Source organism: Pedobacter sp. GSP4, from assembly GCF_051857575.1.
GTDB lineage: Bacteria > Bacteroidota > Bacteroidia > Sphingobacteriales > Sphingobacteriaceae > Pedobacter.
This window is the reverse complement of the sequence record NZ_JBPZIR010000001.1, coordinates 193,328-210,257: the sequence shown is the minus strand read 5'-3', so window position 1 is coordinate 210,257 and position 16,930 is coordinate 193,328. Positions and strand designations below refer to the sequence as shown.

Here is a 16,930-nt window from a genome sequence, read left to right as displayed (position 1 = left end):
CCAAACTGTTAGGGCTTAACGTTAACCCTTATACCTGCTGAGTGGGTAGTAAACTCGGGTGCGTACATACTCTGCAAGGTAGTAATGCCATTAGAAAAATTCCCGGCGTGTGTTACCCTTAATGGATATTCGAACACGTAAGTTCCCTTTGGCATGTAATTGATAAAGAAATTGGTTGATGCATCTTTTGTGCTTTCGTAATAACCCAAACCATCCTGATATTGATAACGGGAAATTACATTTACAGGCTCAAAACCCGATGAACGCATATCTTTCAGGTGAAGATATTCCATATCCCTATCGCAGTAAATCTCTAAACGCACTTTCAATAAATCGCCTGGTACAAGTATATTACTGGCTGTAAGTGGAGTTAAAATATCGCCTTTGGTACTTGCTTTCTGGATAAACAGCTGCTTTTTGATCTTAACACCTGTATTGGCCGGGGTTATTTTATCCAATCGCTCAAAATACTGCCAGTACAATGCTCCCCAGGCAATGGTTTGGTTGTTGTTTTTAACGGTAACCTTACCCATTTCAGGTTTTACATCTGCAGCTGCAATGCTCACTTTCTGATAACCGGTGCCTGCTTCTTTGCTGGCGTTGGGTTGCTGTAAATCTGCCAATTTCTGTCCACCAATGGTTATTTCGGGCTCATTGCTTTCGGCCAAAAGGTTATAACCTTTCATTAACAGGGCATAACAGGCGGCAGTTGTGGCTTTAGTGGTGTGCCAATCGTTGGTTTGTTTGTTTTTAAGCAACCAGATTTTCATTTCTTCTACCGCCTTGTTATCATTGGCCACTTCATCAAAAGCCTCAATCAGCAAAGCTTGTGTTTCTATCGGGCTTTGGTACCACCACCAGCCTGCTTTATTTGTGGCCCAGTACATCCCCAGTTCGTCATTCTGCTGTGCGGTTTGGCTTAAAAGGGTTATAATTTTCTTTGCTTCGATACTGTTGCCATTTCTATTTAATACCAGTGCAGCTTGTGCCAATTGATAGGTATCGAAAGTTTTCCAGCTGGCGGTTAATTTTTTGAGGTAAAACTCTTTTGCTTTTACAAATTCGGCGTTGTTATTTTTCTGATTGCCATAACTGCGGGCAAAGAGGTAATGCAATGGCAGATAAGCAAAACGTTTGTTCTTCACTTCATCTCTGTAATCTTTAACCAGTTGTGCATCTAAATAAGCAATTGCTTTATTCAGCATGGTATTAAAACCTGGAAAGGCTTTTTCATCAATTACTTTCAGTTTTTTGAGTTGACCCATTCCCAAAACAATGTGCTGTGTAATGTAGCGGTCTTCGCGCATGCCGGTGAACCACGGAAATGCTCCGTTATTGTACTGCATTTTCTCCAGCCTGTCGAAATTATCTTTCAGTTCGTAAGTCATTCTGTTGAGGTCGAAAAGCACGGCCAAACGCTTTTTACGCTCGCTTTCGTTATCGGCATTGCGCACCCACGGACTTTCTTCTAACAGGATGGATTTAAGTTCGGGATTTTTCTCCAAATTGGATAACAGTGCTTCGCCGTTATTGGTGTTTTGCCACTGCTCAAAAACGGTTTTTATTTTGGGCGATGAATTAATAATTCCCGTTGCAAAACTATTGGCATAAAAGCGGCTAAAAGTTTGTTCGGCACACTCGTACGGATATTCCATTAAATACGGTAGGGCCTGCACTGCATACCAAACCGGATTTGAGGTATACTCGAAAGTTAAACTTTGGTTGCGCAAGGTTTTAGAACTGCCAGATTTTTCGAGTTTTTCGAAATCGAATGTTCTGCTGGTATTGCCCCTTACATTTATCGGCATACTTTCGGTAACCAGCATTGAATTGGCCAAAACCGGAACGGTATTTTCTTCACCATCGCTAAACTTACCGCTCTGGGCCAAAACTTTGTAGGTAATGGCGTTAATGCCAGCAGGGATAATCAGTGTCCATTTTAACACTGTATTACCTTCATTTTCAATGCCGAAAGTTTTTTCTGCTTTTTCATTCGTAGCGAAAATCTGGATCGGTTTTCCTGTTAAGGCATCGGTAAGTGTTAAACTTGCGTGGCCAAGAAGGTTTTTACCTGCCAGGTTATTCAATTTCGCACTTAATAAAATGGTGTCTCCCTCGCGGAAAAAACGTGGTGCATTAATGGCTATGGCCAGCTGTTTTTGGGTAACCAGCTCTTTGGCAATAAATGCAGTTTTTAAATCTTTGGTGTGGGCAAAACCCATCATTTTATACCGGGTTAAACTTTGAGGTATGGTAAATTCGATCTTGATTTCGCCATTGGCATCGGTTAACAACTGCGGATAAAAAAAGGCAAGCTCATTAAAATTGGTACGGGGCGTAACCGCTATTTTTTTGTTTTTAATTGCCTCTAATTCCTGGCGAAGTGATGGCGATTTGTCTTCGCCAGCCATAGCAAATAGTAAAGTATCAGCAGATCTACTGCCATAAATTGCATCTGTATCCAAACCAGCTGCCTTTGCTTTCAAAGTTGATACGCCTCTAATCTGTACTACTGATCCGGTTAGATCTTTCTTCTTCTGTGTGCCAAAGCCAACAACGCTTACCTCATTCAGGGCTTGGCCATCTTCTTTCAAGGTTACATCAATACGTTTTTTATTCGCCACTTTAACCGCATAAGCCTTGTAACCAAGGTAAGCGAAATTTAAAGTCTCCCCTGCTTTGGCATCAATGCTATAAACACCAAAAACATTGGTATTCGTGGTCGCCTTACCAGATCTAATCAACACCCCTGGAATGGGCTCTCCCTGGCTATCGAACACTACGCCATAAACCAGTTTACCATTTTCCAGTTCGGCCAGTTTCTTCACTGCTTCAGGTGATAAACCTTTTCTTTTGTTCCGTTGCAGATTGCTGATGTAATTACGGTAGCCATAATTGTACCCTCCATAGTAGTTGTAACCAAAAAGATTAAGGTTTTCGTAATTACGCGTGGCCAATGCAAAACCTCTATCATACCTTAAAAACCACAGATATTGTGGGTTGGCAATATTGTTTACACTGAAATTCCAGTTATAAAAATTATAGTTAAAATTGGTTTGCAAATTGGTGCTCCAGTCCATTCTTTTCAGATCGTCCAAACTTGCATCGTACAGTGTGGCCACCATTTCGGCCATCTGTTTTTCGCCATTATTGTTGCTGATCTGCAGTTTCCAGCTCTCCTTCTCACCGGGCTGCAGCTTGTTCCTAAAGGTTAAAAACTTAATATTTAATTCTTTTTGTGGATCGATGATACTAACCTGTTGCAATGAATTGTATACCGTGCCCTGGTAAGCCATGGTAAACTGTACGGCAAAACCATCTTCGTAATTGGCCTTTGGTTTAATTTTAATGATACGTTGCTTCGGCGATAGGTTGATCCACACTTTTTCAGCTATGCTATCGCGATAGTAAACCTCATAGTAAGCCTTGGTATTTTCAGCTAATCCTGCTAAACGGAAAACGGCACTTTCGCTTGGTTTAATCACCGTTACTTCTGGGGCAATCCATTCGATATTGGATTGGATTATTGCAGGCAGTTCGTTATAAACCACTAGATATTTATTGGTTTTAACGGTATCCTTTTGTGCATTTACCGCCAATAAACTGATTTGATAATACCCTGGTTTGAGGTTTTTCTGGCTAAAAATTAAATTTCCGCGACCGTTCTTAGCCTGAAAGCTTTGTTTAAATTCTACCGATTTTACCGGCCATTTAGCTACTTCGAGTTCATTGTCATAATCCTCATCCGGAAAATATTTAATAAACTCATCCTTCGCCATGGCATAGTTCTCGGCATAAAAAGGGCTTTTGTTCATTAACCTTGATGGGGCTTTGAGCAAACTCCATTCGGCCTTAACATCCGCTTTAATCGGTTCGTAGTTTAAATTGGTTACCGAAAAAGGAATGCTGTCGGTTTTGCTACTGACATAAATTACCTGTTCGGCACCAACGTTGAGTGCAATATCCTTTTTGCCCACATTTATACTGGTACTTTTAGAGCGGGTTTCGCCATTCAGATCTGTAATATCGGCAACAATTTCATAGCTGTATTGCTGTCGGCTATCGGTAGCTTTTGCAAAAAATTTGATATCGAATTTGCCCCCTGCTTTTGTACTTGTTTTGCCAATGGCAATCTGTTTCCTTTCGCCATACATAACCGAACCATAAATGGCACTGCGCTGTGCTGCGCTTAGCCGATACTCGTCCATTACCCGCCTAAAAACCTTATAATTTACTTTGGCATTGCTTACCGAATATCCCGAAAATGCACTGGCTTTGCCCTGTACTTTAATGCTATCATTCAATTTATAGTGCTGGCCCGGTTTATCAAAAAGTACTTCAAACGTAGGGCGTTTATATTCTTCAACCTGAACATAGGCACTGCCATCATCAGTTTCGATTTCCATCATACCATTTAATTTCCCCATTGGGATGGTAAAAGAACCTTGAAAAGTGCCAAAATCGTTGTTTTTAACAGTAGTTGTAGCAATTTCCTTTCCGTTGGCATTCTTGAAATAAACGTCGATTATTTTATTCACCTCAATTTTGTTTACTCCTTTTACTAGCTTTAAGCACAAACCCTTGTAATAAATGGTTTGCCCAGGGCGGTAAATTGGTCTATCGGTAAATAAAATTGTCCGCTCCTTTTCCTCATCATCCCCATTATGATAACTGTTGTAATAATTAAGGTTGATGCTCAATTCATCTTTGCCAAAGCTTACCAATGCCATATTTGTGCCCGACTGGATTTGTGCTGTGCTGGCGTAACCATTTTCGTCGGTGGTTAATGTGGTACCTTCAAAATATTTACGGGCATTGTAATCATACCTCCGCGGTTTAATCTTTACATTCTTTAAAGGTGCACCACTAGCAAGCTGGGTAACAAAATACTCTTGCTTATCGGTATTGCGCCTATTGCTTACTGCCATTGCCGTAACCTTAAAATTAATGTTGCTGTACAGTGTGTCGGTTTGTTTACTGTTAACGGCTTGTACAATTAAGGTATAACCACCAAGGGGCAGCGCATCTATCTTATCAACTAAACTATGAAGTTGATGATCGTTTGTTTTTGGAACGGTTACCGTCCATTGTTTAGCAGCCTTGTTCTTTTTTAAAAAGCTTAAAAACGCTGTTTTGTTATTAAACTGCTCATCGTTTTTAATTTCAGTTGTATGATAGAGCCTTAACAGTACGCTATCGATATTTTTGTATGATAGGTGCAACTGGCTGGGTTTATCGGGCTGCACAAATTCTTTCGTTTTAACCGATAAGGAACTGCCGTTAATCTCTTCAATTAAATTCCTGGCATTTTCTGCACCAATGCTTTTTGGGTAAGCACCAATTGCTTTTTCGGCGAGTACAATTGCTGCAATCAGATTTTGTTTATTGGTATCAATTGTTAAAGTACCATTTTTACGTAACAGGGCCTGTTCATACAATATATCGGCATAAACCTCGGTATTTTTGCTTTCGACCGCCAATTTACTTAACGCATTGTAGTACAATTCTGGGTTTTCGCTGGTAAAATACTGCTGTACAAACTTTAACCTTTTTAAATCAACATCGGCCAGGGCAGAAAAATTATTGCTTTTTTGGTGGAAGATGATCATGTTTTTGAACAGCTGCAAAGCTTGGGGCTTAAATGAAGAACTATCAACAGGTATTTTAATATTTACGAACACTTCTCTGCTTTTAAACCAATCGGTGTTGCCCATATCAATTAATTCATCATCGTATTGTGTAAGGCTAACCTGCGGGTTACTGAAAACATCAATGGCACGGTGGGCTAGCAGATCGTATAAAGTGGGCCTGAAATTTCTGTATTTCTTATCGCCGGCCAAAACGGCATCAAGTGTATCTACTTTGGTTTGCTGCAAAAGCTGGATTTCTTTTAACGACAGCAGGTAGTATTTTACGGTTTCATCGTTTAACTTTTTAATGCTCCAGGTTTTAATGTCATCGTTTGTATCGCCCTGCACCTGCGTACGCCCACCAATCTGCCACCTGTTCTGTTGTAAATAATTCCAGTAGGTTTCGGCCAAAAGCGATTGTAAAATGCTTCTTTCAGGCTGTTTAGCATCGCTGATATCTTTCCGCAAATTGCTCAAAATTTTATCGAAGGCATTTTCTTCGAGGTAACTCTGAAACATCATCCTGTAGATGACCGATTTTATCAATAAAGGCGTGTTGCGCTGTTGATGTGCGTATTCATTTATTTTTTCGATAAGTGCAAGTGCATCTTTAGGTTGAGATCGGTTGGCTATAGAATCTACCCTGTAAAAATCATCAAAGGTATATTTATATTGAGCAGAAGCTCCGATAGAAAACACAAGGGCAAATAGAAGTAAGACTGAAAGGCGTATAGATAGATTCATAAAATAGCTTATCGTTTTAAGTGAGATGAGGCGGATACTGAAATTCCATAAGTGATTAATTATTATCTGATGGTTACGAATTTAAGCATTACCGAATTAAATGTTACAAGCAGCAAACATTAAGCATTTTAAACATTCAAAGCATAACATTATCTTTGCCCCATGTCAACACAATTAAAAAATCTATCTGATTTCTCTCACACTACCGTTCCGAGTGGAGCTAACTATAAATTCGGAATTATTGTAGCCGAATGGAATGCCGAAATTACCGGTGCTTTGTACAATGGTGCATTAAAAACATTGTTGGCAAATGGCGTGGCAGAAGAAAACATTATTTCTTTACCAGTACCGGGAAGCTTCGAATTAACGGGCGGTGCAGAAATTTTATTGAGCAAAAGAAGTGATATTGATGCCGTAATCTGTTTAGGTTGCGTAATACAGGGCGACACGAAACACTTCGATTTTATTTGCGATGCCGTAGCCCAGGGTGTTACCAATGTTGGCATTAAATACAGTAAACCCGTAATTTTTGGTGTTTTAACTACCGATAATTTAGAGCAGGCGCAAGACCGTGCTGGTGGTAAACATGGCAATAAAGGCGATGAAGCAGCTATTACAGCAATTAAAATGGCTGATTTTTCTGCTCAGATTTAAACTTGCGTTTTAATAATTATTTGTAACTTAGAAGTTTAAAATTTACCAGATCCGATGCAAGTAGCATGTTTTTCATGATAGCTTGATCATCCTCGAAAACAAAATTATACAGATGAAAAAAGTAGCCATCTTACTATTGGCGGTGTTTTGCACCATTACCATTTTAGAATCTTGTTCTTCTAAGCTTTGTCCTGCTTATGGATCTTATCCAGAAGGAAAACGCAGAAGAAATTAAGCTTTCTTATCTACAATCTTCATATTCAGGTCATTTGCAGAACTTTATTCAACTGCGATTGTTACCCTGTAAAACAATATCAATAAATCATGAATTGGGTTAACTTAACTTCAATAGAACAGCTTGATGAAATCAAAAACGCAAGCGGTTACAGCCTTATTTTTAAGCACAGTACACGTTGCTCTATCAGTTTAATGGCGAAAAAGAATTTCGAATTTGATTGGGATGTTATTCCGGCAGATACCAAACTTTACTTTTTAGACCTGATCAGCTACCGCGACATTTCAAACCAGATTGCCGAAATATTCCAGGTAGCACACCAATCGCCACAGATTTTATTAATTAAAGACGGAGATTGCGTATTAGAGGCATCGCACAGCGATATTTCTGCTGAAGAGGTTGCAGAAGTGATTGCCGTTTAACAATAAAAGAATTTATAAACGAAAGGGTATTCAAGCAATTGGATACCTTTTTTTTGTGTAAAAAGTGATCTTCTGTTTTTACAGCAGATTTATTGATGCATAGATGCGAAAGAAAGCACCAAACGTTCCTACGGAACGAAAAAATCCGTTCTTCTTCTTAATGTTACCCATAAATCGTTCCTCTGGAACGCAGAACTCATCTTCATGAGAGGAACAATGACATTGATAACATTTCGATTTGTATGGATATCAGAAACAGATTTATCGTTCCATCGGAACGATTCATGGGTAGACACAGATAATTTATTATTTGTGTCGTTCCATAGGAACGTTTCGTATATTTAGATTTATGGTTTCGGTCTGTGGTGACACAGACCGAGGATCGGATAAACAAAAAAGGTCCTGATTTGCATCAGAACCTTCAAAAATTTATAGCTGCTTTTTGTTAAGCTACAACAGCATTTTCTATTTTCAATACTTTTGAAGTTTTACTTCTGGTTTCTTTGCAAAGATCAGCATCCTGAGCAAGCGATTTGCCATACGTAGGGATCATTTCTTTGATTTTGGCCTGCCACTCGTCTGTAGCCAAATCTTCGGCAAAACAACGGCTTAAAAGATCGAGCATTATAGAAACGGCTGTAGAAGCACCCGGCGAAGCGCCCAATAATGCAGCAATAGAACCATCGGCAGCACTCACCACCTCTGTTCCAAATTCTAAAATACCACCCTTTTTCTCGTCTTTTTTAATTACCTGAACACGCTGACCGGCATATTCCAACTCCCAATCCTTTAATTCGGCAGTTGGTAAGTATTCTTTTAAGGCTTCCAACCTATCTTCTGGCGATTGCCTAACCTGCTCAATTAAATATTTCGTTAAATCAAGGTTGTGCAGTCCGGCAGAAATCATCGGGCGGATATTGTTGAATTTAATCGATTTTGGTAAATCCAAAAACGAACCATTTTTAAGGAATTTGGTAGAAAAACCAGCATAAGGACCAAACAATAAGGCCTGTTTACCATTAATCATCCTGGTATCCAAATGCGGAACCGACATTGGCGGTGCCCCTACTGCAGCCTTACCATATACCTTGGCGTGGTGTTTTTTGATAATTTCTTCATTGGTACATTTTAACCATTGCCCGCTAACCGGGAAACCGCCAAAACCTTTTCCTTCTGGAATATCAGATTTTTCTAACAGCGGCAAAGAGCCACCGCCTGCACCGATAAATACAAATTTGGCAACGCGCTTGCGTTTATCGCCACTTTCTAAATCCTTAACCTTGATTATCCAGTTACCGTCTTTATTCTTTTTCAGATCGCGGATTTCGTGGTTAAAATAAAGGCTAACATTGCTCTGCTGTTTAAGGTTGTTAAACATATCGCGGGTAAGCGTACCAAAATTAACATCGGTACCCAGATCCATTTTTGTTGCAGCAACTTTCTCGCTTTTTTTACGGCCATCCATAATCAATGGTGCCCAGCTTTTTACCAGTTCTGTATCTTCGGTATACTGCATATCGCTAAACAGATCGCATTCTGTTAATGCATCGTAGCGTTTTTTAAGATATTCGACATTCTTTTTACCCCAAACAAAACTCATGTGCGGAATGTTGCGGATAAAATTACAAGGATCGGAAACCAATCCCTTGCTTACCAGATAAGACCAAAATTGTTTAGAAACCTCAAAGTGTTCAGCAATCTGAATCGCTTTTTTGGTCTCAACAGTACCATCCTTCTTTTCGGGCGTGTAGTTTAATTCGCAAAAAGCAGAGTGTCCCGTTCCGGCATTGTTCCATGCATCAGAACTTTCTGCTGCTGCAATATCTAAACGTTCGTAAATTTCTATACTTAAATTGGGCTCTAATTGTTTTAATAAAACACCAAGGGTTGCACTCATGATGCCGGCCCCTATTAAAATTACATCAGCGTCAGTTTTACCAACTGTCTTTTTCTTTTTTGTCATCTTATCTTAAAGGAGTTACAAATTTAAAACGATTTTAAACAACCTGCGAATTTTAGGCCATTTAAATCTGAAAAAATTGCTAAAAAATTAGAAATACTTCATTCTTTTTGACAGCTTCTACTCAAATTTTAATCCAAAATTGATGATCTTCAGATATAATTGAAAAAACGATTTCAGCTTGACTTAACACATCATTAACAATCTAGTAAAACAAGGCATTATTAGCGCCAAATATTTACAATTTCGCATGCAAATGGCCGTACGTTTGAAAATTCGATAAGAAATTATGATAATCCAAGCTCAAAAATAATTTAACACGCCTAGTGGAGAGGTTTTCGCCTGTAAAAATGGCTTTTATAGGCAATTAATCTAAGTGCGACAGAATGTTAATTAGCTTTCCAAATGGATCTCTCGTATAAAAACGGCGAACTCCCCAAGTTTCATTAACCGGACCATATTCAATAAGATAGCCCGCAGCTTTTACCTTCTCTAAAATATCATCAACATTTTCAACTTCTATGGATAAATCAGGGGTTGGGGTACCGGATCCGCCTTCGGAAGCGAAACTGATCTGCACATCCATTTTTTGGCCAACTTTACCGTAAGTGGCAATCCAACCGTGATCCATCATTACATCCAAGCCTAAAATATCTTTGTAGAAAGCAGCTGCATCAGCAATTTTAGGGGTATCTATATTAAATACGATTCTTTTTACCATATAAGCTTAGAAATTTCAAACTGTAGAATGCAGCATGTTAATGAGTAAACTCCATCTAAATTTGTCACGTTGAGCCTGTCGAAACGCTTGTGCACATTCAGGTAAGGTAAGTCCTTCGACAGGCTCAGGATGACAAAGGATGATAAATTCTGATCAGATTTCACATTTATGAAACAAACGCTCAGGTTTAAAAATTAGTTTTTAAGCTTTGCTTTAAATACTTTTTCCAGTTTTTCAATTTTAGGGAGAATAACCAATCTACAATACGGTTCGCTTCCATTTTTATTGAAATAATTCTGGTGATAATTTTCTGCAACATAAAATGGTTTGGCTGCTTCAATCGCAGTTACCACTTTCTTGCCGTAAGCATTGGTTTTATTCAGTTCGGCCTTATATTTCTCTGCCAATGCCTTTTGCTCTGGTGTATGGTAAAAAACCACCGAGCGATATTGTGTACCGCTATCTGCCCCCTGACGGTTTAAGGTTGTAGGATCGTGGCTTTTCCAAAAAACCTCCAATAAATCATCGTAAGAAATTACAAGCGGGTTATAGGTAATTTCCAAAACTTCGGCATGCCCAGTAGCACCTGTACATACTTCTTCGTAAGTTGGATTGGTTAAAGTACCGCCCTCATAACCGGATTTAACCGATACTACTCCTTTTAAACGTTGGAATATGGCTTCTGTACACCAAAAGCAGCCCATACCAAAAGTTGCCTTTTCCGTTTTTTTACCCTGTGCGAAAGTTTGATTCAGCGCTAAGACTGATAATAGGATTAAAATTATCTTTTTCATTTTGTGTTTTTGTGTTTACTGATTGGTATCAAATAATCCCTAAGCCTTACACCTACAGGATATTTTATAGCTAATTATACGAAATAAAACAGGTTGTAGTTTGTGTTTAAATTATAATGGATTTAGCGTGACAATTGCCAAGAAACTCCATCCCTCAATTTTGTTAATAACTTAAAAAGCTGTATATTAATTTATTAAACACATAATTGACAGCCCAAATGCAGTTATTAACAATTCTTTTTAAATTCGTACAACATTAAATATAAAATTATGTCAACACCGTATATCCCTTGTTTAGATTTAGGTTCTTACATCAATGGTTCAGCAGAAGAACGTAAAAAATTTTCGGATGAATTGGGTAAAGCCTTTAACGACTCTGGTTTTGTTACCATTACCAATCATGGCTTAAGTCAGCAATTAATAGATAAGCTTTACGAAAACATTAAAGCTGCTTTTTCTTTGCCGGTTGAAACAAAAAGGAAATACGAGAAACCAGAACTGGCAGGTCAGCGTGGTTACACCAGTGCAGGTAAAGAAACCGCAAAAGGCGCTAAAACCCCTGATTTAAAAGAATTTTGGCAAATTGGACAGGAAGTTACCGATGGCGATCCGGTTAAAAATGAATACCCTGATAATGAAGTTTTAGAAGAACTTCCGGAATTTAATGCTGTAACTGGCGAAATTTATAAAAAGCTGGAAGAAAACGGAACACACCTGTTGCGTGCCATTGCTACTTATTTAGAATTGCCGATCAATTATTTCGACAAACATGTTCACAATGGGAACTCTATTTTGAGGGGCATCCACTACTTCCCGATAGAAAATCCAGAAATTATACCTGATGATGCCGTACGTGCCGGTGCGCATGAAGACATTAACCTGATTACCTTATTAATTGGCGCCAGTGCAGATGGGCTTGAAGTACTCACCCGCAGCAATGAGTGGTTGCCAATTAAGGCACACCATACCGATATCGTGGTAAATGTTGGCGATATGCTACAGCGCTTAACCAACAATAAATTAAAATCGACCACACACAGGGTGGTAAATCCGCCCCGCGAGCTGATGAAAACTTCGCGCTTTTCGGTACCGTTCTTTTTACATCCGCGCAGCGATATGGACCTGACCAGTTTGCCATCAACCATTGATGCCGAGCACCCTAAAGTATATAGCGATATGACGGCTGGTGAGTATTTAGATGAACGCCTGAGAGAAATTGGATTGAAGAAGTAAAAACTACGTCATTGCGAGGCTCGATCCTTCGTAGAGACGTGGCAATCTATTTCCAAAATTTAAGCATCGGCTAAAACCGGTGCTTTTGTTTTTTAGATTCTCGACTTTTTAGCGCATTTTCATTAAGTTAATTACAGAAAAATGTAAAATTGAATATGATTTCCCGCAGATTTAAAAGATGCCCGAAGAAAACCTTAATACCCTTAATTCCTTAATGGTCAACAGCTTGTAAACGTAACGTAGGAGATGTAAATGAAATATGGTTCCTGCACATCCAAAACGATTTCCGCAGAAAACCTTAACACCTTAACTTCTTAATGGTCAACAGCTTGCAAATGTAACGTGGGAAATGTAAAATGAAAGATGGTTTCCTGCACATCCAAAACGATTTCCGCAGAAAACCTTAATGCCCTTAATTTATTGTTAATGGTTTCACCATCACTGTAGCCACTACCCCAACAAGGAGCAACAAAAAAGCGAGCCTTTGGATACTTTTCATGGTTAATTGTGTTTCAGTTTATTTCTTAGCTGCATCAATAGCTTTGTTCACCACATCTTCTATCCTGCCCCTGATTTTAAGGTTCGATAATTTATCGGTTACTGTTGGGTTTACACGGTTTGATAAAAATACGTAAACCAAGCCCCGCGATGGATCTACCCAAACACAAGTACCCGTATAACCTGTATGCCCGTAGGTTTGTGGCGAAGCCAGATCAGAAGGATAATGTTTGGTGGTATCTGGATCCCAACGATCGAAGCCCAAGCCCCTGCGGCTCACATTCGATTGTTTAGATGTAAACATATCAACAGTTGAATTTTTGAAATACTCAACACCTCCATATGTACCACGGTTTAATAACATCTGATAAATGATAGCCAGATCGTTAGCGCTGGCAAATAACCCTGCATGACCTGAAACCCCACCTGCCAAAGCCGCACCCTGATCGTGCACATAACCTACCAATAAGGTTTTACGGAAATACTTATCATCTTCCGTAGGAACAATCTGCTCTGGCTTAAACCGGTTTCGGGGCAAAAAACCTGCCGTTTGCATGCCCAATGGTTTGTAAAAATTCTCGTAGGTGTATTGATTTAAGGGTTCTTGGCTGATGTGCTCTACAATATCTTTCATCACATACATGCTGATATCGCTGTATACATATTTACCTCGTGTTTTAATTGGCGAATTGAGCATTTTAGGCCACATAAAATCCTTAAAAAATCCCTTTTTGATGTAGTAGTTATCGGCCACTTTGGTAGGATAAGCGGCAGAAGAATCTCGGCTGTAATCGCCTGTTTTTACATAATCATGGAAAGGGATGTAAGGAATAAAACCTGCCTGGTGCAACATCACTTCGCGCACCTGAATGTTGTTCATCGGCGTAGTGCGGGCCTTGGGGATATAAGCGCCAATGTTGGTATCCAGCTTTAACTTCCCTTCTTCAAACAGCCGCATTACCGCAGGCGTGGTTGCAGTTACCTTGGTTACCGAGGCCAGGTCAAAAATATCGGATACTTTATCAGGCACATTGGTATCGTAGGTATGCGTTCCATAAGCCTTGTTGAAAATTACTTTACCATCTTTAGCCACCAAAACCACTAAACCAGGCGTTGCTTTCTGGCTGATGGCTTCCGAAGCAATGGCATCAATTTCTTTTAAATTATTGGCATTTATCCCAGCATCTTCGGGTACGGTATATTTTAAGCGCGTAACCGTTGTGGTAAAGCCCGAGCCCATGGTGTAACGGGCAGAATATGCCGTGGTTAGCTTATTTGAAGCGGCAATACCCCCAAAAATATATTGTGGTACAATTGCAGCGGCATCTGCATTGTTCTGGGCTGTCCAAATAATTGGCGATTTTAACAGATCGAAAGATTTTAAGCCCGGTCCATTACCGAAAAAGGAAATAATAACCTGCTTATTTTTGCTGATACTGTTGATGAAATTAATGTATTTCGCTTTGTTTACATTTTGATCATCAATGGCAATCAAAACCGTATTAAAGTATTTCAGGTCGTCTTCTAAATCGTTCAGGTTTACACTGTCTTTGTACGAATCGGCAGAAAAAGGCGTAACCTTATCGTATTTGTTGGCCAAGCTATCGAATACGGTACTATAGGCAAAGCTTAAACTTACCGATGCAATATTCTTTTTCTCAAGCGATTTTAGGGGCACAACGTCGTCCTGGTTATTCAATAATACGGTTGTACCCACAATGGCATTGGCAACAGATAATTTTTTCTCGTTCGCTGTATGCTCCTGCGCACAGGCCATTAGGCATAAAACATTAAAGAAACTTGCCGCAGCCAGGATATACAATCTATTTCGCTTCATATACTTTTTCTCCGTTCAGGTAGGTTTTTAAAACTTTGGTTTTTAATATGTTTTGTGGGGTTGATTTTAAAATATCGTGGTCTAAGATTACAAAATCGGCCAACTTGCCTTTTTCCAAGCTTCCTTTTTCCTGCTCTTCAAAATTGGCCTTTGCCGCCCAAATGGTCATTCCGCGCAGTGCTTCTTCTGGCGATAGCGCATTCTCCATCTGGAAACCGCCTTTCGGGAAACCTTTTGCATCTTCTCTCACTGTTGCTGCATAAAACGTTAATAATGGATTAATGTTTTCCACCGGAAAATCGGTACCCAAAGGAATCCAACCGTTCTGCTTTAACAATTGTTTGTAGGCATAGGCACCTTTTAACCGCTCAGTGCCTAAACGCTGCCCTGCCCAGTACATATCGGAAGTAGCATGCGTAGGCTGAACCGAAGGTACGATACTGGCTTTGCCAAATAAATTAAAATCGTTGGCATTTACCACCTGGGCATGCTCAATGCGCCAACGTTTGTCGTTTTTACCTTTTAAAATTTTGTTATAAATATTCAGTATTACCCTGTTGGCCGAGTCGCCTATGGCATGGGTACACATCTGGAAATTGTTTTCTGCTATCTTTTTGGCCACTTCTTCAAAATGTTTCTGATCGCTCAACAGAAACCCGGTTTTATTGGGCATATCGCTATATGGATGCAGCAGGCAGGCACCACGCGAGCCTAAAGCACCATCGGCATATACCTTAAACGCCCTCACATTTAAGCGGTCGGTTTTAATCGGTCCGCGGCTAAAAAGGTATTTGTAATTATCCGGATCATCTGAGAGCATTACATAAAGCCTCATTTTAAGTTTACGCTCTTTTTGTAGCTTTTCGATAAATTCTACCGCCAAATAACTCAGACCGCAATCATCAATGGTGGTTAATCCAGCTGCAAAACAGTTTCTCTGGGCATCGGTAAAAATTTTCTCAGCCAATTTAGCATCGGGCGATGGGATTTTACTTTCTACCAGGGCCACCGCATTATCGATTAAAACCCCGGTTAGTTTTCCCTTTTCAGTTAGCATATCGCCACCTACCAGTTTTTGCGCAGCTTTAATTCCGGCATCATCCAAAGCCTTTTGATTGGCAATGGCCGCATGACCGTCAATACGGTTTAAAAACACCGGCCGCCCAGGAAAAATTGCAGTAAGTTTTTCATTTGTCGGAAAAGCTTTATCTGCCCAATCGTTCTGATCCCAGCCATTACCGATCAGCCAGCCATCGGGATGTGTTTTGGCAAAATCGGTTAAACGGGTAAGTACTTCAGCCCAGGATTTTGTTTCCCTTAAATCGGCTGTTTGCAAACTTTGTCCATAACCATAAAAATGTGCGTGTGCATCTATAAAGCCCGGATAAACGGCTTTTCCTGCTGCATCAATCTCTTCTTTTCCCTTATATTTCCCTTTAATATCATTGCTTGTACCTAAGGCCAAAATTTTACCATTGTTTACGGCAAAGGCTTCAACGGTATCGAAGCCAGCATTTACGGTATAAACTTTAGCATGATAAACCAGAATATCAACTTCTTCTTTTTTGGTGCATGAAGAAAATAATAAAGCCACAAAAAGGCTGTAGAGAATGGATTTCATGTTGATAAAGATAGAAAATTGAAACCATTTGGTTTTGTAAATTCAGCTTTACAGAGATGATTTGTTTGAGTTTTTTGACACGGAGTCAAAGATTGTTAAGCTTTCTCCTCCGTGGTCTGTCTCCGCATAGACCACTTTGGCATTTCTATTCCTCGTCTTGGCTTTCGCTCAACCCGTGGTCTGTGTCCGCACAGACAACTATGGCATTTCCATTCACCGTCTTAACGTTTCGCTAAGATTAAACTAGATTTTTTTTGCCACAGAAACACAGATTATCACGGATCTAAGATCAATAACAGCACAACCATCAACCCGTGGTCTGCGTCCGCACAGACCACTTTGCCATTTCTATTCACCGTCTTAACATTTCGCTAAGATTAAACTAGATTTTTTTTGCCACAGAAACACAGATTATCACGGATCTAAGGTCAATAGCAGCACAACCATCAACCCGTGGTCTGTGTCCACACAGACCACTATAGGATTCTCAGTTGCGTACGGTGCAAAACAAACCTGGGCTCAAACAATCAATTCTTTTTAACTACAGTCATTTACATGTTGAGTTTTAAACAAATCGGGTT

General features: G+C 39.7%; 9 protein-coding genes. 3 read left to right on the top strand and 6 right to left on the bottom strand.

The genetic code is table 11. The annotated features are described in order from the left end of the window. Positions 1-8: 8 nt before the first annotated feature. Positions 9-6,374 (bottom strand): MG2 domain-containing protein, encoded by a 6,366-nt coding sequence (locus tag ACS5PU_RS00745; protein WP_439457370.1) that lies wholly within the window; start codon positions 6,372-6,374, stop codon positions 9-11. A 162-nt stretch (positions 6,375-6,536) separates the two neighbouring features. Here ACS5PU_RS00745 and ribH point away from each other — a divergent pair, with 162 nt between their 5' ends. Both ribH and ytxJ read left to right on the top strand, forming a co-directional pair. After that, positions 6,537-7,028, top strand: a complete 492-nt coding sequence (gene ribH / locus ACS5PU_RS00740; protein ID WP_439457369.1) for a 6,7-dimethyl-8-ribityllumazine synthase — start codon at positions 6,537-6,539, stop codon at positions 7,026-7,028. Between the two features lie 324 nt (positions 7,029-7,352). Next, a complete protein-coding gene (ytxJ, locus tag ACS5PU_RS00735; RefSeq protein ID WP_439457368.1) occupies positions 7,353-7,685 on the top strand; it encodes a bacillithiol system redox-active protein YtxJ in 333 nt (110 codons plus the stop codon). A gap of 445 nt (positions 7,686-8,130) precedes the next feature. On the opposite strand, the gene ACS5PU_RS00730 is transcribed toward ytxJ, so the two are convergent. From ACS5PU_RS00730 to msrA, 3 genes are all read right to left on the bottom strand, one after another. Continuing rightward, complete coding sequence (locus tag ACS5PU_RS00730; RefSeq protein ID WP_439457367.1) at positions 8,131-9,648, bottom strand: malate:quinone oxidoreductase; 1,518 nt, start codon at positions 9,646-9,648, stop codon at positions 8,131-8,133. A gap of 364 nt (positions 9,649-10,012) precedes the next feature. After that, entirely contained in the window at positions 10,013-10,366 is a 354-nt protein-coding gene (locus ACS5PU_RS00725; RefSeq protein ID WP_439457366.1) for a VOC family protein, read from the bottom strand. A gap of 194 nt (positions 10,367-10,560) precedes the next feature. Further along, entirely contained in the window at positions 10,561-11,160 is a 600-nt protein-coding gene (gene msrA, locus ACS5PU_RS00720) for a peptide-methionine (S)-S-oxide reductase MsrA (protein ID WP_439457365.1), read from the bottom strand. Positions 11,161-11,430: 270 nt separating this feature from the next. Between msrA and ACS5PU_RS00715 the strand changes: the two genes are divergently transcribed. Beyond that, positions 11,431-12,393, top strand: a complete 963-nt coding sequence (locus ACS5PU_RS00715; protein ID WP_439457364.1) for an isopenicillin N synthase family dioxygenase — start codon at positions 11,431-11,433, stop codon at positions 12,391-12,393. Positions 12,394-12,910: 517 nt separating this feature from the next. On the opposite strand, the gene ACS5PU_RS00710 is transcribed toward ACS5PU_RS00715, so the two are convergent. Beyond that, the gene (locus ACS5PU_RS00710; RefSeq protein WP_439457363.1) at positions 12,911-14,728 is read right to left on the bottom strand and encodes a serine hydrolase domain-containing protein; all 1,818 of its coding nucleotides are present in this window, start codon (positions 14,726-14,728) and stop codon (positions 12,911-12,913) included. Continuing rightward, complete coding sequence (locus tag ACS5PU_RS00705; RefSeq protein WP_439457362.1) at positions 14,715-16,349, bottom strand: amidohydrolase; 1,635 nt, start codon at positions 16,347-16,349, stop codon at positions 14,715-14,717. Before ACS5PU_RS00705 ends, ACS5PU_RS00710 begins: the two co-directional genes overlap by 14 nt. Positions 16,350-16,930 lie beyond the last annotated feature (581 nt).